19 protein-coding genes are annotated in these 20,768 nt (G+C 57.1%); 12 read left to right on the top strand and 7 right to left on the bottom strand.

What is annotated here, in order from left to right:
- Positions 1–39: 39 nt before the first annotated feature.
- The 5 genes from rng to AC13D2_RS12045 form a co-directional block, all read right to left on the bottom strand.
- The gene (gene rng / locus AC13D2_RS12065; RefSeq protein ID WP_292047435.1) at positions 40–1,521 is read right to left on the bottom strand and encodes a ribonuclease G; all 1,482 of its coding nucleotides are present in this window, start codon (positions 1,519–1,521) and stop codon (positions 40–42) included.
- Complete coding sequence (locus AC13D2_RS12060) at positions 1,514–2,119, bottom strand: Maf family protein (RefSeq protein WP_300494229.1); 606 nt, start codon at positions 2,117–2,119, stop codon at positions 1,514–1,516. Before AC13D2_RS12060 ends, rng begins: the two co-directional genes overlap by 8 nt.
- Positions 2,120–2,133: 14 nt before the next feature.
- A complete protein-coding gene (gene mreD / locus AC13D2_RS12055; protein ID WP_300494231.1) occupies positions 2,134–2,610 on the bottom strand; it encodes a rod shape-determining protein MreD in 477 nt (158 codons plus the stop codon).
- Positions 2,610–3,449, bottom strand: coding sequence for a rod shape-determining protein MreC (mreC, locus tag AC13D2_RS12050; RefSeq protein WP_482938658.1), 840 nt, complete (start codon positions 3,447–3,449; stop codon positions 2,610–2,612). The genes mreD and mreC overlap by 1 nt, the downstream gene beginning before the upstream one ends.
- A 168-nt stretch (positions 3,450–3,617) precedes the next feature.
- Entirely contained in the window at positions 3,618–4,658 is a 1,041-nt protein-coding gene (locus AC13D2_RS12045; protein ID WP_036210335.1) for a rod shape-determining protein, read from the bottom strand.
- Positions 4,659–5,033: 375 nt separating this feature from the next.
- Between AC13D2_RS12045 and gatC the strand changes: the two genes are divergently transcribed.
- The 7 genes from gatC (at position 5,034) to AC13D2_RS12010 (ending at position 12,901) form a co-directional block, all read left to right on the top strand.
- The gene (gene gatC, locus AC13D2_RS12040) at positions 5,034–5,321 is read left to right on the top strand and encodes an Asp-tRNA(Asn)/Glu-tRNA(Gln) amidotransferase subunit GatC (RefSeq protein ID WP_292047431.1); all 288 of its coding nucleotides are present in this window, start codon (positions 5,034–5,036) and stop codon (positions 5,319–5,321) included.
- A gap of 46 nt (positions 5,322–5,367) precedes the next feature.
- Complete coding sequence (gatA, locus tag AC13D2_RS12035; protein WP_482938657.1) at positions 5,368–6,825, top strand: Asp-tRNA(Asn)/Glu-tRNA(Gln) amidotransferase subunit GatA; 1,458 nt, start codon at positions 5,368–5,370, stop codon at positions 6,823–6,825.
- A gap of 21 nt (positions 6,826–6,846) precedes the next feature.
- Positions 6,847–8,298 (top strand): Asp-tRNA(Asn)/Glu-tRNA(Gln) amidotransferase subunit GatB, encoded by a 1,452-nt coding sequence (gatB, locus tag AC13D2_RS12030; protein ID WP_482938656.1) that lies wholly within the window; start codon positions 6,847–6,849, stop codon positions 8,296–8,298.
- 288 nt (positions 8,299–8,586) lie between these two features.
- On the top strand, positions 8,587–8,985 hold the full coding sequence (locus AC13D2_RS12025) for a PilZ domain-containing protein (protein ID WP_292047428.1): 399 nt from the start codon (positions 8,587–8,589) through the stop codon (positions 8,983–8,985).
- 168 nt (positions 8,986–9,153) lie between these two features.
- Positions 9,154–10,062: a sulfate adenylyltransferase subunit CysD gene (gene cysD / locus AC13D2_RS12020; RefSeq protein WP_007155648.1), complete on the top strand. Its 909-nt coding sequence runs from the start codon at positions 9,154–9,156 to the stop codon at positions 10,060–10,062.
- 1 nt (position 10,063) lies between these two features.
- Positions 10,064–11,722 carry a sulfate adenylyltransferase subunit CysN gene (gene cysN, locus AC13D2_RS12015; protein ID WP_482938655.1) on the top strand — a complete coding sequence of 553 codons (1,659 nt, stop codon included), beginning with the start codon at positions 10,064–10,066 and terminating at the stop codon, positions 11,720–11,722.
- Positions 11,723–11,884: 162 nt separating this feature from the next.
- Positions 11,885–12,901: a nucleoid-associated protein gene (locus tag AC13D2_RS12010; protein WP_482938654.1), complete on the top strand. Its 1,017-nt coding sequence runs from the start codon at positions 11,885–11,887 to the stop codon at positions 12,899–12,901.
- A gap of 149 nt (positions 12,902–13,050) precedes the next feature.
- Here AC13D2_RS12010 and trmH read toward each other — a convergent pair whose 3' ends face one another.
- Positions 13,051–13,791, bottom strand: coding sequence for a tRNA (guanosine(18)-2'-O)-methyltransferase TrmH (gene trmH, locus AC13D2_RS12005; protein WP_288075862.1), 741 nt, complete (start codon positions 13,789–13,791; stop codon positions 13,051–13,053).
- Between the two features lie 302 nt (positions 13,792–14,093).
- Here trmH and miaB point away from each other — a divergent pair, with 302 nt between their 5' ends.
- From miaB to lnt, 5 genes are all read left to right on the top strand, one after another.
- The gene (gene miaB / locus AC13D2_RS12000) at positions 14,094–15,440 is read left to right on the top strand and encodes a tRNA (N6-isopentenyl adenosine(37)-C2)-methylthiotransferase MiaB (protein WP_300497425.1); all 1,347 of its coding nucleotides are present in this window, start codon (positions 14,094–14,096) and stop codon (positions 15,438–15,440) included.
- A 395-nt stretch (positions 15,441–15,835) separates the two neighbouring features.
- Positions 15,836–16,819: a PhoH family protein gene (locus AC13D2_RS11995; RefSeq protein ID WP_007154798.1), complete on the top strand. Its 984-nt coding sequence runs from the start codon at positions 15,836–15,838 to the stop codon at positions 16,817–16,819.
- Positions 16,816–17,289, top strand: a complete 474-nt coding sequence (ybeY, locus tag AC13D2_RS11990) for an rRNA maturation RNase YbeY (protein ID WP_292047419.1) — start codon at positions 16,816–16,818, stop codon at positions 17,287–17,289. The genes AC13D2_RS11995 and ybeY overlap by 4 nt, the downstream gene beginning before the upstream one ends.
- Complete coding sequence (locus AC13D2_RS11985) at positions 17,286–18,137, top strand: HlyC/CorC family transporter (RefSeq protein WP_482938653.1); 852 nt, start codon at positions 17,286–17,288, stop codon at positions 18,135–18,137. The genes ybeY and AC13D2_RS11985 overlap by 4 nt, the downstream gene beginning before the upstream one ends.
- On the top strand, positions 18,127–19,677 hold the full coding sequence (gene lnt, locus AC13D2_RS11980) for an apolipoprotein N-acyltransferase (RefSeq protein ID WP_482938652.1): 1,551 nt from the start codon (positions 18,127–18,129) through the stop codon (positions 19,675–19,677). Before AC13D2_RS11985 ends, lnt begins: the two co-directional genes overlap by 11 nt.
- Before the next feature lie 153 nt (positions 19,678–19,830).
- Here lnt and AC13D2_RS11975 read toward each other — a convergent pair whose 3' ends face one another.
- Complete coding sequence (locus AC13D2_RS11975; protein WP_292047417.1) at positions 19,831–20,379, bottom strand: zinc ribbon-containing protein; 549 nt, start codon at positions 20,377–20,379, stop codon at positions 19,831–19,833.
- Between the last annotated feature and the right edge of the window lie 389 nt (positions 20,380–20,768).

Below are 20,768 nucleotides of genomic sequence, written 5' to 3'. Positions count from 1 at the left end.
GGTAATCGCCCAGCCTAACCAATGCCTGCCGGGCGAGCGTTACAGCAGTACCACATCATACTGCTCCTGACTGTAGAATGGCTCAACCTGAAAACGGATGGTTTTGCTGATAAACGTCTCGAGGTCGGCGACGTTGTCGGACTCTTCATCCAGCAGCCGATCCACCACGCTCTGGGACGCCATCACCAGATAGCTTTCCGCATCGTAGGCACGATTGACCCTGAGGATTTCACGGAACACTTCATAACAGACGGTTTCGCTGGTCTTCAGGAAGCCGCGACCATCACAGATTGGACACGGTTCACACAGAATCTGACCGAGGCTTTCGGTGGTGCGTTTGCGGGTCATCTCCACCAGTCCCAGCTCGGAAACCCCGGTAATCTTGGTTTTGGCGTGATCCCGCTCCAGCATTTTCTCCAGCATTCGGTGGACCTGGCGCTGGTGCTCGGAATCCTCCATATCGATGAAATCGATAATGATAATACCACCGAGATTCCGCAACCTGAGCTGACGACTGATGGCACGGGCCGCCTCGAGGTTGGTCTTGAAAATAGTTTCTTCCAGGTTACGGTGCCCCACAAACGCGCCGGTGTTGATATCGATCGTGGTCATCGCTTCGGTCTGGTCGATGATCACGTAACCACCGGATTTGAGCTGAACCTTGCGGCTGAGAGCTTTCTGAATTTCATCCTCAACGGAATACAGGTCAAAAATGGGACGCTCGCCCGGGTAGTACTCAACCTTATCGGAAAACTCGGTCACGAATTCTTCTACAAATTCCATCACCCGCTGGTGGCTTTCCCGGCTATCGATACGCACCTTCTCGGTCTGTGGGCGAATCAGGTCGCGAATGGTGCGGATAAACAGGGGAAGATCCTGATACACCACCGAGGGCGCCTGGCTTCGGGTAATGCGCTCCTCAATGGCCTGGTTCAGACGGTGCAGGTAGGTCATATCACCAATCAGGTCTTCTTCCGAGGCAGCCTCTGCAGCGGTGCGAATAATGTAGCCGCCGGAAATGTCCGGTTCGGCGGCAGCCCCCTCTTCCACCAGTGACTTCAACCGAGAACGTTCAGCCTCATCTTCAATTCGCTGGGAAATACCAACATGGCTAACGCCAGGCATGAATACCAGATAGCGCGATGGGATGGATAGCTGGGTGGTCAGTCGCGCCCCCTTGGTTCCAATGGGGTCCTTGGTGACCTGGACCACAAGAGACTGCCCTTCGCGGAGCAGGGTGCGGATATCAGGCACGGTTTTCGGCGTCTCGGGGGCTTCGTTGGCTGGCTGCTGACTAATAACGACATCGGAGGCATGAATAAACGCCGCACGCTCCAGACCGATATCAACAAATGCCGCTTCCATGCCGGGCAATACGCGAACCACCTTGCCCTTATATATGTTGCCCACGATGCCCTTGCGGCTGGTGCGCTCAATGTAGGCCTCCTGGAGCATACCGTTCTCCACGAGCGCCACCCGGGTTTCCACCGGGGTCACATTGATCAGTATTTCTTCACTCATTGCGGCTCTCCTGCCTGCTGTTCCAGGTTTCCCATACCGGGTATCCGGCACCGGCCAGTAATGCTGCGGTTTCCTGCAGGGGCAGTCCCACTATGGCGCTGTAACTGCCTCGGAGTTCCTCTACAAAAATACCACCTCGCCCCTGAATGCCATAGCCGCCCGCTTTGTCCATGGGCTCGCCAGTTGCCACATAGGCTTCGATTTCTGCCGTCAGCAGTTCGCGGAAACGAACATCCGCCACCACCAGACGCGACTCACAAACGCCCTCGTGAACCACAGCAACACCGGTCATGACCTGATGGGTGGTTCCCGAAAGCGCCTGTAACATAACGATCGCATCGCCGGCAGTGGTCGGCTTGCCCAGAATCCGGCCACCCAGCACGACTGAAGTGTCCGAACCAATCACCAGGCTGCCAGGCTTGAAAGCGCTTCCCGCCAGAGCCTTTTCCCGGGCAAGGCGTTCCACATAATGTTCTGCTGATTCATTGCTCTCCGGCGTTTCGTCAATATCCGCCGGTTGAACCAGGAACGACAGACCGATCTGCCTTAACAGTTCGGCTCTTCGAGGAGAAGCTGAGGCAAGAACAACAGACTGCATAGCGCCCTCCAATCCTAGCCAAGCTTGCGATTCAGGTTATCCAGCAACACACACAACACCGGCCAGACCACGGCACTGGTCAGTGCCGGCCACAGATAGCTGAAGCCCGAATTGTCAGCTCCCAGGGTCTGCTGGATAAAATGCACCAGCATCTGGTTGATACCCAGCAACAGGAACACCATCAGGCACTGCTGCGGCAAAGGGTACATGCGCAGCCGCTGGTGAATGGTCAGCACCAGGAACGCGATGACCCCCATGGCCAGGGCATTCACGCCCAATGGCGTGGCTTCCAGGACATCCAACAACAGTCCGAGACACCAGGCCAACAGGATACCGAACTGGGCCGGCGCCCGGAATGTCCAGTAGAACACAATCAGGCCCAGCCATTCCGGCCGGAACTCAAACCAGCCTACCGGAAACAGCGAACTGCTGAGCACCAGGGCAAACACAACGCTCAGAGCAAAAACGGGATAACTGATCACCGACAGCATTAGCGCACCCCATCCTGTGCCGATGATCCAGCGTTAGGGCCTTCGGGCGAGCTTCCAGCGTCACCCGTGGTGTCCTGTTCCGGTGAAAACACAACCAGCACCAGGCGACTCCGATTCAGTTCTGCCATTGGCGTAGCAAGGATTTTCACAAACGGTTCGCCCGGCTCCTTGGTTATCTGGCCCACTTCCGCTACCGGGTAGCCCTTGGGAAAGCGTCCCCCAAGCCCGGAGCTGACCAACAGATCCCCTTCGCGAATATCCGCGGTATCCGGCACATGCACCAATTCAAGCGCACTGGTGTCCCCGTTTCCGAGCAGGATAGCCCGCAAGCCGTTGCGAACCACCTCCACAGGCACCGCATGACTGCTGTCTGACACCAATAGAACCCGTGAGGTAAAACTGCTGGCTTGCTGGACCTGCCCCATCAGGCCATTGGCATCGAGGATGGCCTGTCCGACCACGACACCGTCACGACTGCCCTTATTGATGACCACTTCGTGGGAGAACGGGTCCGGTGAAACAGCCACTATTTCGCCAACAATCACCCGGTCATCAAGAACCTCTGAGGAGTTCATCAGTTTGCGCAGTTCGTTATTTTCCGATGCCAGAGCGGCGTATTTGAGCGCCCGGCGTTCCAGTATCAGCAAGCGCGCCTGCAACGCTTCATTCTCTTCCTGGAGGTCTTCACGGGTGGTAAACAGGCTTGCGACCCAGTCACCGAATTCGGAGGGCGCATTGCCAAGCCAGTGAACCGGGGCGAGGCCTGTGCCAATGGCGCTGCGTACTGGCGTCACCTGATCGAAGCGGACATCCGCCACGATCAGTATCGCTGAGAGCACAATAACGAGTAGCAGCCTGAAACCGGGAACGGGGCCTTGGACGAAGATGGTTTTAATAGCTCACCCTCCCGCACTCCATGCAGGCGTCCATACGACAACCGCCGCCGTGATCATTCACGAGCGGCGGCCGGGTAAAGGCAATGTCGGGGCGTAAAGCCGGAGTCAAGGTCAGCCCTCCTGGGAGAACATTCCGATTCCGCCACGGTCAATCACTTCCAGCGCCTTGCCGCCACCACGGGCGACACAGGTCAGCGGGTCTTCCGCGATAATCACCGGCAAGCCGGTTTCCTCGCTGATCAGCTTATCCAAACCGCGCAGCAACGCACCACCACCAGTAAGCACAATGCCCCGTTCTGCGATATCAGACGCCAGCTCCGGCGGCGACTGCTCCAGGGCACTTTTCACGGTCTGGACGATCTGCGCCAGGGATTCCTGGAGGGCGTCGAGGATTTCCTCACTGTTCAGGGTAAAGGCCCGGGGCACGCCTTCGGCCAGGTTGCGGCCGCGAACGTCGATTTCACGGATATCCAGGCCCTCGTACGCGCAACCGATTTCATGCTTGATGCGCTCCGCAGTGGAGTCACCGATCAGGCTGCCGTAGTTGCGGCGAACGTAGGTAACGATGGCTTCGTCGAACTTGTCGCCCCCGGTACGAACCGACTCGGCGTACACGATGCCGTTCAGGGAGATGATGGCGATTTCGGTGGTGCCACCGCCAATGTCCACAATCATGGAACCGCTGGCTTCCTCCACCGGCAGGCCAGCGCCGATGGCGGCCGCCATCGGCTCTTCAATCAGGAACACTTCCCTTGCACCTGCGCCGAGAGCGGATTCACGGATGGCCTTGCGCTCTACCTGGGTGGACTTGCTGGGAACGCAAACCAATACGCGGGGGCTTGGGGTGATAAAGCTGTTCTCGTGCACTTTGTGGATGAAGTGCTGGAGCATTTTCTCGGTAACCACGAAATCTGCGATCACACCGTCTTTCATCGGGCGGATGGCGGTGATGTTTCCCGGTGTGCGACCAAGCATGCGTTTGGCCTCGGCGCCGACGGCTGCGACCATTTTCTGTGAGCCAGAGGTGCGGATGGCTACAACGGAGGGCTCGTTGAGTACGATACCGCGTTCGCGCACGTATATAAGAGTGTTGGCGGTGCCCAGGTCGATGGACAGGTCGCTGGAAAATAAACCTCGGAGTCTTTTGATCAACATTCGTGTAGTTTCAACCTGAGAGTTGCAGTCGCAAAATGATGCGGCAACTTTAGCAGTGAGCACCCCCGCAGGCAAGGCACCATCGGGGCTCCCGAGGCGCCTTTCGCGCTTTTCTCCTTTGTTTTGGCCTCTCCCGCGATTGTTCGAATCTGTTACCATAGCGCTTTCTTTTTTTAACTTGGGCGCATGGGCGCTTTAGAGACGGCCTTCCAAAACACGCTCAAGCACGTCCGTATGGCGCTTGGGCTCCGCCATCCATGGCTCCGCACAGTTTTGGAAGGCCGTCTCTAAAGCGCCCTCGCAATCCGCGCAATAGTCAGTGCTAAATCAGGCATTTAAGTTACTGAAACTTCATACTAGTAGGGAGGCAATGTGACCATTTCCCGTACGGACATTGAGAAAGTCGCTGTGCTCGCCCGCATTCGGGTGGACGAGGAGCAGGTTTCAGCCCTGGAAAAGGATCTGGGCAATATTCTGGATCTGGTGGACCAGTTAAGCGCGGCGGATACCGATTCGGTGGCGCCCATGGCCCACCCCTTGGATGCCGTCCAGCGCCTGCGCGCGGACGAGGTGACGGAAAACAATGAACGGGAGGCTTTCCAGGCGATAGCACCGGCTACCGAGAATGGCCTCTATCTGGTTCCCCGCGTAATTGAATAAAGGGCATCGAGTGACCCGACGAACAGCGACGTAAACAGGACGTATCATGCATAACAAATCCGTAGCAGAGCTTTCCAGAGAGTTGGAAAGCGGCAAGATTTCCAGCGTGGAGCTGACCCGGCAGTTCCTGGGCCGCCTTAAAAAGGAAGACGAGCAGCTCAATAGCTTTATCACCATTACGGAGGAGCAGGCCCTGGCCGATGCCCATGCGGCAGACGAGCAACGGGCGGCGGGTAAGGCCACCCCCTGGACGGGCGTGCCCTTCGCCCACAAGGACATATTCTGCACCAATGGCGTGGCGACCACCTGTGGCTCGAAGATGCTGGCTAATTTTGTGCCGCCCTACGATGCAACGGTCACGGAGAATTTCCGCAAGGCGGGCGCGGTGTGCCTGGGCAAGACCAACATGGACGAGTTCGCCATGGGGTCATCCACCGAATCCAGTTTTTTTGGCGCAACGACCAACCCCTGGGGCCTGAGCCAAGGTGAAAAGCGCGTTCCTGGCGGCTCCTCCGGAGGCTCCGCAGCAGCGGTTGCGGCGCGACTGGTGCCGGCGGCAACAGCGACGGATACCGGCGGCTCCATTCGCCAGCCCGCTGCACTGTGTGGCGTAACCGGGCTCAAGCCGACTTACGGCCGGGTATCCCGCTACGGAATGATCGCGTTTGCCTCCAGCCTGGACCAGGGCGGCACCATGGCCCGCACAGCCGAAGACAATGCGCTGATGCTGAACGTAATGGCTGGCTTCGATCCCAAGGATTCCACCTCCATTGATCGAGACGTTCCGGACTATACCGCAACACTGAACGAGCCGCTGGAAGGGTTGCGCATCGGGCTGCCGAAAGAATACTTCACCGGCAATCTCAGTGCCGCCATGGAAGAACAGGTTCGGGGCGCCATCCGGGAATACGAGAAGCTGGGCGCGACGATAAAGGAAGTCTCTCTACCCCACGCAGATCTTGCCATTGCAGCCTACTACGTTATTGCACCGGCTGAAGCCTCGGCCAACCTGTCGCGGTTTGACGGTGCGCGCTATGGCTATCGCTGTGAGGACCCGAAAGACCTGCTGGACATGTACACACGCACCCGAGCCGAAGGTTTCGGCACCGAGGTCAAGCGGCGGATCTTGGTCGGCACCTATGCGCTATCCGCCGGCTATTTCGATGCGTACTACCTCAAGGCTCAGAAAGTTCGACGGCTAATCCAGCAGGACTTTATCAACGCCTTCAAGGACGTGGATGTGTTGATGAGCCCCACCACGCCCTCCCCGGCCTTTATCCAGGGCGAGAAGACCAGCGACCCGGTGACCATGTACCTGGAGGACGTGTTTACCATTGCCATCAACCTGGCGGGCATTCCCGCCATGTCAGTTCCGGCCGGGTTTGTGGATGGGCTTCCAGTGGGCCTTCAGATTATTGGAGATTACTTCTCCGAAGCCCGCCTGCTGAACGCCGCCCATCAATTTCAGCAGGTGACCGACTGGCACCAGCGCGAACCGCAATAAGCCCGATACAGGAGAACGACTATGCAGTGGGACATTGTAATCGGGCTGGAGATTCACGTTCAGCTCGCCACCAAAACCAAGATTTTTTCCGGCTCCAGCACCGCCTACGGCGCTGAACCCAACACCCAGGCCAATGCCGTTGACCTGGCCATGCCGGGCACACTGCCAGTGCCGAACGAGCAGGCCTTCCGCTACGCGGTGATGTTTGGCCTGGCGGTCAACGCTGAGATTGAACGTCGCTCGGTCTTCGAACGGAAGAACTACTTCTACCCGGACCTGCCCAAGGGCTATCAGACAACACAACTGGAGCGCCCGATTGTCGGCCCCGGCTATGTGGATATCGACCTGGCCAACGGCGAAACCAAGCGGGTGCGCATTCACCATGCTCACCTGGAAGAAGATGCCGGCAAATCTCTCCATGAGGATTTCCACGGTATGACTGGCATCGACCTGAACCGCGCGGGCACGCCACTGATTGAGGTGGTCACCGAACCGGACATGACCAATGCTGATGAGGCAGTCGCCTTTGCCAAGAAGCTCCATGGCATTGTGACCTCACTGGGTATTTGCGACGGCGACATGTCCCAGGGGTCCATGCGCTTTGACGTGAACATCTCACTCAAGGCCAAGGGCTCCGATACCCTGGGCACCCGCACCGAAACCAAGAACCTGAACTCATTCCGCTTCATGGAGCAGGCCATTGCTCATGAAGTTGAGAGACAGATGGACATTCTGGAAGACGGCGGCGCCATCGTGCAGGAAACCCGCCTGTACAATGGCGACCGTGACGAGTCCCGCTCCATGCGCACCAAGGAAGAAGCCAATGACTACCGCTACTTTCCTTGTCCGGACCTGCTGCCGGTGGAAATCGACGATGCCTTCATCGACGAGGCTCATAATAGCCTCCCGGAACTGCCGGACGCCCGCAAGGTCCGATTCAAGGAGCAGTACGGCCTGAACGACTACGATGCCGGGCTACTGGCTGGTGACTCACAGCTGGCTGCGTTCTTTGAAGCCGCCGCTGATCGCGGGAAAGACGCCAAGCTGGCTTCGAACTGGGTTCAGGGCGAATTCTCCGCACGCCTGAATGCGGAGGAAAAACCTGTGGCCGACTCACCGATTTCCGGCGAGCAGCTTGGGGATCTGGTGGTGCGTATCGCGGATAACACGATTTCCTCGGCCGGCGCCAAAAAGGTGTTCGAGGCGCTCTGGACCGGCGAAAATGACAGTGTGGATGCGATCATCGATGCCAAGGGTCTGAAGCAGGTGTCAGACACTGGCGAGCTCGAGAAGATGGTGGACGAGGTTCTGGCTTCCATGCCGGATCAGGTTGCCCAGTATCAGCAGGAATCCGACCCCAAGAAGCAGAAGAAGATGCTCGGCGGGTTTATGGGGCCGCTGATGAAGGCCTCCAAGGGCCAGGGCAATCCGAAGCTGTTTAATGAGATTCTTGTTAAGAAACTTGGGGGCTGATGACTAGCCTTCGCAACGCTCACATTCAGTTCACAAATCTGACAGTTTTGGCGACAGGCAACTTGCTGATCACTAAACAAACAACTAGACTTTCAGAGAGTTAAGATCGAAACAACAAATGCTTGCTGTTTTTCGTGCTCGCCATGTTACATCTTCATGACAATTGGCGCGGCTTTCTCGCGTTCATAGCACGTGTATATAAAGAAGGCAGCGAGTAAAAAAACAATAAAGGATTGAACAATGGGTAAGGCTGCCTGCTTTAAAACCAGAGACGCAAGAAGAGTGACCATGAAACCAGTTGCCGCCAAGCCAAACCTTCGCAACCAACAACGCGTTGATGTTGCTACCGAGGCCCGGATTGAGACAGTTGACGGCAGCTTCCTGACCTGTAAAGTTTCGAATATTTCCCGAACCGGCCTGATGGTTCTGTGTGATCAGGATTCCGTGAGAAAACTGGTTCCCGGACAGAAGACACCCGCACCCGGCAACTGGATTTCCGTAACCACGACCTTTTCCGTACCGGTTGTTGCCAAACAACCAGTTTCGGTGATCGCTGGAGGCAACATCGTCCACATGCGGCGAATTGCCCGCGACCAGTTCCAGCTCGGCATCCAATTCGCGGAATTCGAAGGCAATGGTTTCGATTACGTGAACAACTACGTCAGTAAACTGCTCTCCACCCCGTAGCTCTAACCTTCCCGTTATAGCTGCCAGCCTACCCTGCCGCTATATTGTTATAGCGGCAAACTCTAGTTACCCGGCTTCTTATGCCATGGCCTGATCTGGTATCATTGCGGCATTCACACGCCCAGCCTCAATCGAATCTTGAGGCACGCAAAGCGGTAACAGGACACGATGACCACTTACAATCTGACGCATCTCAAACAGCTGGAAGCTGAAAGCATCCACATCATCCGGGAAGTTGCGGCCGAGTTCGATAACCCGGTCATGCTCTATTCCATCGGCAAGGACTCCGCGGTGATGCTTCATCTGGCCCGCAAGGCATTCTATCCAGGGAAGCCCCCTTTTCCGCTGATGCACGTGGATACCACGTGGAAGTTCAAGGATATGATCGATTTCCGGGACCGCAAGGTTAAGGAATACGGCCTGGACCTGATCGTTCACAAGAACGAAGACGGCATCAAGCAGGGCATCGGCCCATTTACCCACGGCAGTGCCAAGCACACCGACGTGATGAAAACCCAGGCTCTCAAACAGGCCCTGGACAAGTACAAGTTTGATGCTGCCTTTGGCGGCGCCCGCCGGGACGAGGAAAAATCCCGTGCCAAGGAGCGTGTCTATTCCTTCCGTGACGAGTACCACCGCTGGGACCCCAAGAACCAACGCCCCGAGCTCTGGAACATCTACAACGGCAAGATCAACAAAGGCGAGAGCATCCGGGTATTCCCGCTGTCCAACTGGACCGAGCTGGATATCTGGCAGTATATCTATCTGGAAAACATTGAAATCGTGCCATTGTACTACTCCGCCAAGCGGCCCGTAGTGGAGCGCGATGGCACGTTGATCATGGTGGACGACGACCGCATGCCTTTGAAAGAAGGCGAAAAGCCGATGATGAAATCCATCCGTTTCCGCACCCTGGGCTGTTACCCACTGACCGGCGCCATTGAATCCGAGGCAGACACCCTGCCGGAGATCATCCAGGAAATGCTGCTGGCGACCAGCTCCGAACGTCAGGGCCGCGTGATCGACCACGACTCGGCCGGCTCCATGGAACAGAAAAAGCGGGAAGGGTATTTCTAAGATGTCACACCAGTCTGATCTGATTGCGGAAGATATTCAGGCCTACCTGAAGCAACACGAAAATAAGGAACTGCTGCGCCTACTCACCTGTGGCAGTGTGGACGACGGCAAGAGCACCCTGATTGGTCGCCTGCTGCACGACACCAAGATGATCTATGAAGATCATATGGCAAGCCTGAAAAGTGACAGTGCCAAGATGGGCACGACTGGCGAAAAGCTGGACCTTGCCCTTCTGGTCGATGGCCTGCAGGCCGAGCGGGAACAAGGCATCACTATTGATGTTGCCTATCGCTTCTTCTCCACTGATAAACGCAAGTTTATCATCGCAGACACTCCGGGCCACGAGCAGTACACTCGCAACATGGCAACAGGGGCATCGACGGCTCAAGTTGCGATTCTGATGATTGATGCGCGCCATGGGGTTCTGACCCAGACCCGGAGGCATTCCTACATTGCATCCTTGCTTGGCATTCGCCACATTGTGGTCGCAGTGAACAAAATGGATCTGGTTGATTTCAGCGAAGAACGCTTCAATGAAATCAAGGACGACTACCTGGCATTTGCCAACCAGCTTGGCCTGAAAGATATCCGCTTTGTGCCGCTGTCGGCCCTCGAAGGCGACAACGTTGTCAATAAGAGCGAAAAAACGCCTTGGTTCGACGGCCAGCCACTGATGGACATTCTGGAGACCGTGGAAGTATCCCACGACAAGAACCTGGAACATTTCCGCTTCCCCGTACAGTACGTCACGCGCCCGAACCTGAACTTCCGTGGATTCTGCGGAACGATTGCATCCGGCGTGATCCGCCCGGGTGACAAGGTAATGGCCCTGCCCTCACGGCGCACCAGCACCATCAAGGATGTGGTGACGTTTGATGGCAACCTGGAAGAGGCCTACATTGACCAGGCAGTCACACTGACACTGACCGACGAGATCGATGTCAGCCGCGGCGATATGCTGGTCAAGGCTGAGGACGAGCCGGAAGTGGGTAACCGTTTTACGGCCAACATCGTGTGGATGACCGATGGGCCGCTGGAAACCGGTCGCCTTTACGATATCAAGCTCGGCCCGACGTTTACCTCTGCCACCGTCAAAAAGATTCATCACCAGACCGACGTCAACACGCTGGAAAAGAACGACAATCCGTCTGCGCTTCAGTTAAACGAAATCGGTCTGTGTGAGTTGACCCTGAGCCAACCCATTGCGTTTGATGCCTATCCGCGCAACCACGCAACGGGCAGCTTCATTGTGATCGACCGGCTGACCAACGTGACGGTTGGCGCGGGTATGATTGCCGGCACGGCTGGCACGGTTGAATCGCTGGACCCGGTGACCAGCGAGGAACGCGAGCGCCGTCTGGCCCAAAAACCCGCCATCATTGCTTGTAATGGCAAGCAGGCAGCGGCGCTGGCCCTGGCGGTTGAACGGGCGCTGTTCGACCAGGGCAAGACGTCCGTTGTGCTCAGCGAGGACAATGCCGGCAATGCCGAAGACCGTCGTCGCGCTGCGCAGGTGGTCAGTGCCCATGGCCTGATTGCCATTGCGGTGAACCTGGGTGCAGATGTGGCGTCGGCGTCTGTCTCTGCAGACGATGATCAGCAGATCACTGAAGCGGTGACTTCGCTGATTCAGGACCTCATGCGGCATAAGCGGGTTTAACCCGTATTACCGGACTTCATGCAGCCCCCTTGGCCTTAAACCTTGGGGGCTTTTTCTTTTGGGGGCTGGTCCCGCGACCCTACAAAATCCACTACAATGCCTCCCCCTGAAGGTTTACCCTCAGCCCCTACACGCTCTATCAACCAAGGGACTCTCGACTCCATGGCCATCAAACAGCTTCGAACTCTCTTCGCCAGCCAGTATCAGCCCGGACAGCCAGCGCGTGTTCGTCCCGGCGAGGCATTGGCCGAGCCGGGTGGTGACTATGAGGCGCTTCATAAACAGATGAAGCGCCTGTTCAACAGCAAGCCGGGAAAAAAGTACGGTCGTTTTTCCGAGGATATCGGAGACAGTCCGTTCAGCAGCTGGCTGAAGGACTACCGGGAGGATAAGCAGAGCTTTGCGTCGATGACTGACCGTCTGTTTGGGCAGTGGCAGGAACTGCTTAACAGCGCCCAGGAGGAGTTTGAGGGACATCTGATGATTGTCCACGAAGCCCTCGCGGATGCGGAGGTGGTTTATCTGTTTATCCTGGAAAACGACAGTGCCATGCGTTTTGATGCCCAGCAAACGTTGGACGCCACAGACATCCTGAGCCTGTCGCGGCTGAATTTGGCGGTGCGCGTGGAATTGGACGACTGGCTGGGTGACAACGCCGGCGAAAATTACCTTACGCTGGTCCACGCCCGTGGTTCCGGCGAGGGTGGTGATCTGTTCATCAGGTTGTGCGGCTTCACCAATCAGGTGGATGTGGAGAAGGAAACGCTGACGTTCATGGATGCGGTGGAAGCCTTCGCCAAGTCTTCCGAGCCGGAGGAAGCGGGTAAGATTCGGGCGCGGGCTTATGAGTTTTCAAAGGAGCAACATGCGTTGGGCGAGCCTGTGGCCATTGAAGCTCTGTCGGGCTATCTGGACGAGAACGAGCCCCAGCGTTTCAAGGAGTTTGCCAGTGAAACCGCTGAGCTGCCGGAAAGCGGGGTGTTGCATCCGGATCATCGGAAGGTGAAGAAGCTTGTGCGGATTGCGGGTTCCGGTGGTGGTATGAGTGTGTCGTTCTCGTCGGATCTGGTAAATCAGGCGGTTTATTATGACCGTGATAACGACGCACTGACGATTACACGGTTGCCTAAGGCGTTGCGGGAGCAGTTGCAGCGTTATCTTGAAGGTCGCGAAGAATAGCATTCCCCTAGCCTGACGGGGTTGGGGGCTGGTCCCGCCATGGGGTAGCCTTTTCTTCTGGAAAAAGAACTCGCTGCGCTCGGACACCTTTTTCCGGCAGAAAAGGCTACCCCACACCGTGACCGATCAAACGACTGTGGTTAATCCCTTTATTGAGGTTCGTTGGTGGCGGGTTCTGAGTTATCAGTCCACCTCCGACGGTTTGCGCGCAGCTTCCGGACTTCCTGCATCCAGCCTACGCCGTCAACCAGTTCACCGGTTTCCGGGTCGATGGGTGGGTATGGCAGGTTGCGGTCGTCGCAGTAGCGTTTAACCACCGGCTGGCACCAGCAGAACAACAAACGGTTGTATTCATCATCCGGCAACCTCTGTTGGTCATACAGGCCCGCCAGTTTCCGCTGTCGCTGAGCTTCGGACAGAATAATCGCACAGGCTGAGGATACGTTCAGGGACTCCACCATGCCCATCATGGGGATCACAATATGCTCGTCGGCCTGTTCGGCGGCGCCGTCGCTGACACCATCCACTTCATTACCCATGATCACCGTGCAGGGCACGGTGAAATCTGCTTCCCGATAATCAATTGCCCGATCTGAAAGCTGCGCTGCGTAGAGTTTGTGGCCCTGCCCTTTCAGCTCCGAAACCGCATCGTCCATGGTGGGGTGCGTATGGGTGGTCACCCAGTTGTAGCTGCCTCCAGCGGTTTTGCGGAAGGCCCGGAAACCTTCCCGCGGCCAGACCACATGCATGTTGGCAAGACCAAAGGCATCGCAGGAGCGGATGATGGCAGACAGATTGCGAGGCTTGTGGACCTGGTCGGTGAGGACGCTGAGATCGGGCTGGCGAGTATCCAGGGTTTGTTTGATTCGGGCTAGGCGTTCAGGGGTCATGGTTATACGGGATCAGCTCTGGCACATCGGTACGGGAAGCGGTTGGGGGATGCTTTTTGAAAACCGTGGAGGGCCATGGATGGCCCGACCGAGCCTACATGGACGTATTTACGGCGTGTTTTCAAAAAGCATCCCCCAGCCGCTTCGTGCTCCAAAAAGCCAATACTACCACAAGCGATTTAGAGGATTGCCGAGACAAAGGTGGTTGCCGATTGATCACCCCGTTATAATGTGCAGCTAACTTTTTTAAGCGCCACTCCCAACCTTCCGGCGCAAATCACACACCAAGCACGTTGAGACTCATGGCCAAGAAGCTGTACATCAAGACCCATGGCTGCCAGATGAACGAGTACGACTCATCACGCATGGCAGACCTGCTGCGTACCGGCGAAACCGTCGAAATGACCGACACCCCGGATGACGCGGACATCCTGTTGCTGAACACCTGCTCCATCCGCGAAAAAGCGCAGGAAAAAGTGTTCCACCAACTGGGTCGCTGGAAGAAACTGAAAAACAGCAAACCGGACCTGATCATCGGCGTCGGCGGTTGCGTCGCCAGCCAGGAAGGCCAGGCTATCATCGACCGGGCACCCTACGTGGACATGGTATTTGGCCCACAAACCCTGCACCGTCTGCCGGACATGATCACCGAAGTCCGCGCCAAGGGTAATGGTGTTGGCGTGGTAGACGTCAGCTTCCCGGAAATCGAGAAGTTCGACAACCTGCCTGATCCCGGCGCCGACGGCCCGTCCGCGTTCGTCTCCATCATGGAAGGCTGCAGCAAATACTGCACTTTCTGCGTGGTGCCCTACACCCGTGGCGAGGAAGTCAGTCGGCCGGTGGACGACGTGGTCGCGGAAGTCGCCCACCTGGCCAGCCAGGGCGTGCGTGAGGTGAACCTGTTGGGCCAGAACGTCAATGCCTACCGTGGCGAAACCCACGATGGCGACGTGATGGACATGGCGGAGCTGGTGACCCTGATCGCCACCATCGACGGTATTGACCGTATCCGGTATACCACCTCACACCCGGTGGAGTTTTCGGACTCGCTGATCGAAGCCTATGAGCAGGTACCAGAATTGGTCAGCCACCTGCACTTGCCGGTGCAAAGTGGCTCGGACCGTGTCCTGGCGGCCATGAAGCGCGGTCACACGGCGCTGGAGTACAAATCCAAACTCCGCCGCCTGCGCAAGATCCGCCCGGACATCAGCTTCTCCTCGGATTTCATCATCGGCTTCCCCGGTGAAACCGAGAAAGACTTTGAGGACACCATGAAGCTGATCAACGATATCGGCTTTGATATGTCCTTCAGCTTCATATACAGCGCCCGGCCCGGCACTCCGGCGGCGGACCTGCCGGATGACACGCCACTGGAGGTGAAGAAACAGCGCCTGAGCATTCTTCAGGACCGACTGAACCAGAATGTGATGGACATCAGTCGCAAGATGGTGGGCACGACGCAGCGTATTCTGGTGACAGGCTTGTCCAAGAAGGACCCCGGTGAATACGCGGGCCGTACCGAGAACAACCGTATTGTGAATTTCCGGCATGAGAATCCGGAGGTGGTTGGGCACTTTATTGATGTCGAGATTCGGGAGGCACTGCCTAACTCTCTGCGTGGTGTGCCTGTTGGTTCCGAGATGTTTTAAGCCTTGGCCCAAGTCGTCTGGGGCTTGGTAATTGGCGAGTGGTGGGTACATCCTCCCAAAAAACGCTACAAGCACATCCCTGTGCGCTTGGGCTCCGCCATCCATGGCTCCGCACATTTTTGGGAGGATGTACCCACCACTCTCCGCGAACTCTTCTCGTGTCTGCAGTGTGCAAATGGTCTTGTATTTAAAGAAGCGGGCCTACACATAGTTGAATAAGGGCGCGGGTCGGAGGACTGTTCCAAAAACGTGGAGCGCCAGGGATGGCGCGACCGAGCCCTACAGGGACGTATTCACGGGCGTTTTTTGGAACAGTCCTCCGACCCGCGCCCGCTAGCACAAATCGTGATATACCCACTCCCTGAAGGCAAAGGGAGTAAACAAACGGAGCACTTTTGAACGCCAACGATCACAGACAATTCGACCTGCACCCGGTAGATCAGCGCCGGCTGACCACCCTTTGCGGCCAGTTTGATGAGCACCTGAAGCACATTGAGCGGCGCATGAACGTCAAGATTGGCCGCCGCGGCCATCATTTCCGGGTGGAAGGTGAAACTGAACACGTGGCAGCCGCTACTGAAGTTGTCCGGCACCTGTATCGGGAAACCGAAGCCAACGATGATATCTCGCCGGACATGGTTCACCTGTTTATCCGCGAGACCGGATTCGAACGGCTGCCGGATGACGTGCCTTACAAGGGCGCCGTAACCGTCATCAAAACCCCGAAACTGCAGGCCAAGCCCAGAGGCGAGAACCAGCAGAAATACGTGCACAACATCCGTACCCACGATGTGAATTTTGGCATTGGTCCCGCCGGTACCGGCAAAACCTGGCTGGCGGTGGCGTGCGCGGTTGAAGCACTGAAAGACGAACAGGTGAAGCGCATCCTGCTGGTCCGGCCGGCCGTGGAAGCCGGCGAAAAGCTCGGCTTTCTACCGGGCGATCTGGCCCAGAAGGTGGACCCTTACCTACGCCCACTTTATGACGCCCTTTACGAAATGCTGGGCTTTGATCATGTGACGCGGCTGATCGAAAAAAGCGTGATTGAGATAGCCCCACTGGCCTTCATGCGCGGCCGCACGCTCAACAATTCGTTTATCATCCTGGATGAAAGCCAGAACACCACCCGCGAACAGATGAAAATGTTCCTCACGCGGATAGGGTTTGGCTCCACCGCCGTGATCACCGGCGACACCACTCAGGTCGATCTTCCCCGCGGGCAGAATTCCGGACTGATTCACGCGGCCGGTGTGCTGAGCAAAGTATCCGGTATTGGTTTCACACGGTTCGAGGCCCGGGATGTGGTGCGTCACCCGTTGGTGCAGCGGATTGTCGAAGCTTATGATTCCTTTGACGACGGGAGCGCCACAGGCCAGTGAGTGAACTGACAGTGGACGTGCAGCGGGCCATCGAAACGCCCGGGGTGCCAGAAGACGTCGAGTTTGAGCGCTGGGCAGGGGCCGCGTGGTTGGGCGAGAGTCCATCCGAGGTGACGATCCGTATCGTTGCCAGCGATGAGAGCGCCGACCTGAACAGCCAGTATCGCGGAAAATCAGGGCCAACCAATGTACTGTCCTTCCCATTTGAGGCGCCAGCCGGTATAACGGTTCCGTTGGCCGGTGATCTGATCATCTGCGCTCCGGTTGTCGAGAAAGAGGCCGTCGAGCAGCGGAAAACGCTGATAGAACACTGGGCCCATATGGTGGTGCACGGTATGCTGCACCTTCAGGGCTACGACCATATTGAAGACAATGATGCCGAGGTCATGGAAGCCCTCGAGATCCGGTTGCTCGCGCAACTCGGGTTCAGCAATCCTTACGAGACAGAGGAAACGGAAAAAGACTCATGAACGACGATCAGTCGAGTCGCAGTCAGGGCAGCAACAAGTCCTGGCTGGAGCGTATATCACAGGCCTTCTCCAGCGGGCCTGAGTCCGTTGAGGACGTGCTGGAAATCCTGCGGGACGCCGAGTCCCAGGAAATCATCGATACCGATGCCATGAGCATCATCGAAGGTGCCATGCAGGTGATCGACATGCGGGTGGATGAAATCATGATTCCCCGCTCCCAAATGGTCACCGTCAAGGCATCCCAGGATCCAAAAGAGTTCCTGGGCGAAATCATTTCATCTGCCCACAGCCGCTTCCCGGTCATTGGCGACAGCCAGGACGATGTCATTGGCGTGCTGCTCGCCAAGGATCTGCTCCCCTTGGCCCTGAATAGCGACGTCAACTGGACCCGAATCCGCGAGATTCTTCGCCCTCCCACGTTCGTACCCGAGAGCAAGCGCCTGAACCAGCTATTAAAAGAGTTCAAGGAAACCCGCAACCACATGGCCATTGTGGTTGACGAATACGGCGGTACTGCCGGCCTGATCACCATTGAGGATGTGTTGGAACAGATCGTGGGCGAAATCGAAGACGAACATGACTTCGACGAGGAAACCCACATCAAGGCCCGCGGCGATGGCACTTACGCCGTGAAGGCAGTCACCCCCGTCGACGACTTTAACGAATTCTTTGAAACCGAGCTGGACGAAGAGGAGTTCGACACCATTGGCGGTGTTGTGCTCAAGGAATTCGGTCACCTGCCCAGGCGGGGCGAGTCGGTGGAGTTTGGCGGGCTGCAGTTCACCATCGCCAACGCCGATAACCGTGTTATCCGTCTGCTGCAGGTAACGCGTGGTGATGACCAGTAATACAACAACCCGAACCTCCGTACTGACATCCGCCCTTTCTGAACATGCCTGGCTGCGAGCGGCCGTCCTGCTCGTCGCCGGTGCGCTGCAAACACTCACCTTTTCGCCCTTTAACTGGTGGTGGCTGGGGCCGTTGTCGGTCGCGCTGATACTGTTTTGCTGCCTGCCGCTCGCCCCGCAAAAGCTGTTTCGGGCGGGCTGGCTGGTCGGACTGGGGCTGTTCGGTACGGGCGCAAGCTGGGTCTACATCAGTATCAGTGAACACGGCAACACGTCTGTTCCGCTGGCTTTCGTCCTGACGGTTATTTTTGTGGCGGGGCTTGCCCTTTTCCATGGCCTGGCATTCTGGGCCTGGGGCAAACTCGGCAAGAGCAACGCGATCAGGCGGCTGATCCTGTTTCCGGCGGTATGGATACTCTGTGACTGGGTTAGGAGCTGGCTACTAACGGGTTTTCCCTGGCTGTACCTGGGCACCGCCCACGTTGATGGGCCTCTGGGCGGCTTCGCACCCTTAACCGGCGTCCACGGCATTACGTTTTGGGTGACCGTCACCGGTTGCGCAATTCCAGGCTGTTGGTGGCTGGCCCGGAAAGCCCGCTATGCCAGCACGGCTTTCGTCGCCGGCGTGGTGCTGCTGCCCTGGGTAACCGGCCCGGCTTTTTCTCAGGCTCAATGGACGACCCTGCAGACGGAACCAACCACGTTTGTCGCGATGCAGGGCAACATTCCTCAGCAAATCAAGTGGGACCCGGACTTCCTCCGGGACCAGATCGTGGCATACCTGGAGCTGACAGAAGACCACTGGGATACCGACCTGATTCTGTGGCCGGAAACCGCTATTCCGATTCCCCAGGACCAGGCTGGCAAGATCATCGACCACATCGGTGCAGAGTTGGGAGAGAACAGCACACTGATTACCGGCATCCCCTGGTATGGCTTCAGTGACCGCATTGAAGACTTTACCTATCACAACAGCATCATGGCGATTGGTAATGGCGGCGGCATCTACCACAAGCAGAAGCTGGTGCCGTTTGGGGAATATGTGCCGCTGCAGCAGTGGCTTCGCGGCCTGATCGGTTTTTTCGACCTTCCTATGTCCAGCTTCAGCCGGGGGCCAGCCAATCAGTCGCCACTTGAGGCCAGTGGCACGAACATCATGCCGTTTATCTGCTACGAAGTGGCCTATCCGGATTTTGTCGCCACCAACGCCCGCAACAGTGACATACTGCTGACCATCAGCAACGATGGCTGGTTTGGCGATTCCATTGGCCCGCTGCAACACCTACAGATCGCCCGTATGCGAGCTCTGGAAACCGGTCGTTATATGCTGCGGGGCACGAATAATGGTGTAACCGCTATTATTGACGAGAAGGGCCAGATCACCGAAACCATACCGCAGTTTGAACGCGCGGTGATGACTGGCGAGGTCTATGCGGCGGAGGGCAATACGCCCTACATGCAATCCGGTTCCTGGCCCGTGCTGACGCTGGCGGCGATTCTTATCGTGTTTGTTCGGGAGCGGGTGATTCCGCGGAACTGAGTAGCCTGCATTTTGGTGTCTGGCCACGGGGTGGGGGTACCTTTTCTTTGGAAAAAGAACTCGCTGCGCTCGGACACCTTTCTCTGACAGAAAAGGCACCCCCACCCCTTGGCCGTTCTGGCTCTGTGCTGGACTCCCCTAGTCTTCCTATGCCTATTCGGACTTCCGTGGCCAGCGGCTGGTAACGCGTTTGTAGTAGTGGGAGCCGCAGGCGTCGCAGGGTTCCAGGTGGCTGGTTGCGGTCAGGCAGCGCATGTGGCTGCAGTTGAGGCATTTGAACATGCCGGCGGTGGCCACTTCGCCGCTGATATACTGGCTGGGCTCATGGTTTTCCAGTTTCTGGTTCAGCTCGAGCGTATCCAGTCGGGTCTTGTCCGCCACCGAGAACAGCATATCCGCCAACTGGTGCTCCAGCAGGGAGATGTCCAGTTGCAACCACTCCTTCAGGCCTTCTCCGGTTTCTTCCACGAAATGCAGCAGGTGTTCAAGGTCGCGCTGCAGATACGCGCCAAGCAGGTCCGCTTCTTCGCGGGTCATCTCTGCCAGTTCATACTCAAACTCCACCGCCCGCTCGATTTCCTCTTTCAGGGTATCGCGAGTGGTGTTCTCCATATCACTGAGCCGGGCCTGGACCCGCTCCAACATGCGGTCGTAGGCCTCGAGAGCCCTGCCTGAGAGATGATTGCGTTCTGGTTCGGTCATGACAGCTCCTTATACCGGGTTACAGGTGCCGTGTCGGGCTGCCGGTGGCCTTTGCGGGACACGCAGTAAATACGTCCATGTAAGCTTGACTGCAGCATCCATGCTGCAGACAGTCCCGCAAAGGCCACCGCCATCCCGACACCAGACATTGGCAGTTGCCTTGTAAGCCTGACTCCCAGGGTCCGGGGCAGAGCGGGTATGGCTGTCCAGGGATGTCAAAAACATGGATGTTTTTGTCAAGCGTACAGGGATGTATTTACAGCGTGCCCTGGACAGCCATACCCGTTCTGCCCTCCACCATAACCCCAAGCATGGCACAGTATCGGCAAATTGGCAGACTACCTGTTAAGCCTTGTGTGCGTTAGAATGTCCGGCCGCTTCGCACATCT

The organism is Marinobacter sp. B-12, from assembly GCF_056857915.1.
Note: the sequence above shows the minus strand (reverse complement) of the source record. Positions and strands in the feature narration are given on the sequence as shown.

Excerpts from the sequence above, each read along its gene's own strand:
- gatB (WP_482938656.1), top strand. The coding sequence starts at position 6,847 with ATGCAGTGGGACATTGTAATCGGGCTGGAGATTCACGTTCAGCTCGCC.
- AC13D2_RS12010 (WP_482938654.1), top strand. The coding sequence starts at position 11,885 with ATGGCCATCAAACAGCTTCGAACTCTCTTCGCCAGCCAGTATCAGCCC.
- cysD (WP_007155648.1), top strand. The coding sequence starts at position 9,154 with ATGACCACTTACAATCTGACGCATCTCAAACAGCTGGAAGCTGAAAGC.
- rng (WP_292047435.1), bottom strand. The coding sequence starts at position 1,521 with ATGAGTGAAGAAATACTGATCAATGTGACCCCGGTGGAAACCCGGGTG.
- AC13D2_RS12025 (WP_292047428.1), top strand. The coding sequence starts at position 8,587 with ATGAAACCAGTTGCCGCCAAGCCAAACCTTCGCAACCAACAACGCGTT.
- lnt (WP_482938652.1), top strand. The coding sequence starts at position 18,127 with ATGACCAGTAATACAACAACCCGAACCTCCGTACTGACATCCGCCCTT.
- gatA (WP_482938657.1), top strand. The coding sequence starts at position 5,368 with ATGCATAACAAATCCGTAGCAGAGCTTTCCAGAGAGTTGGAAAGCGGC.
- cysN (WP_482938655.1), top strand. The coding sequence starts at position 10,064 with ATGTCACACCAGTCTGATCTGATTGCGGAAGATATTCAGGCCTACCTG.
- AC13D2_RS12060 (WP_300494229.1), bottom strand. The coding sequence starts at position 2,119 with ATGCAGTCTGTTGTTCTTGCCTCAGCTTCTCCTCGAAGAGCCGAACTG.
- trmH (WP_288075862.1), bottom strand. The coding sequence starts at position 13,791 with ATGACCCCTGAACGCCTAGCCCGAATCAAACAAACCCTGGATACTCGC.
- mreD (WP_300494231.1), bottom strand. The coding sequence starts at position 2,610 with ATGCTGTCGGTGATCAGTTATCCCGTTTTTGCTCTGAGCGTTGTGTTT.
- AC13D2_RS11975 (WP_292047417.1), bottom strand. The coding sequence starts at position 20,379 with ATGACCGAACCAGAACGCAATCATCTCTCAGGCAGGGCTCTCGAGGCC.
- miaB (WP_300497425.1), top strand. The coding sequence starts at position 14,094 with ATGGCCAAGAAGCTGTACATCAAGACCCATGGCTGCCAGATGAACGAG.
- AC13D2_RS11985 (WP_482938653.1), top strand. The coding sequence starts at position 17,286 with ATGAACGACGATCAGTCGAGTCGCAGTCAGGGCAGCAACAAGTCCTGG.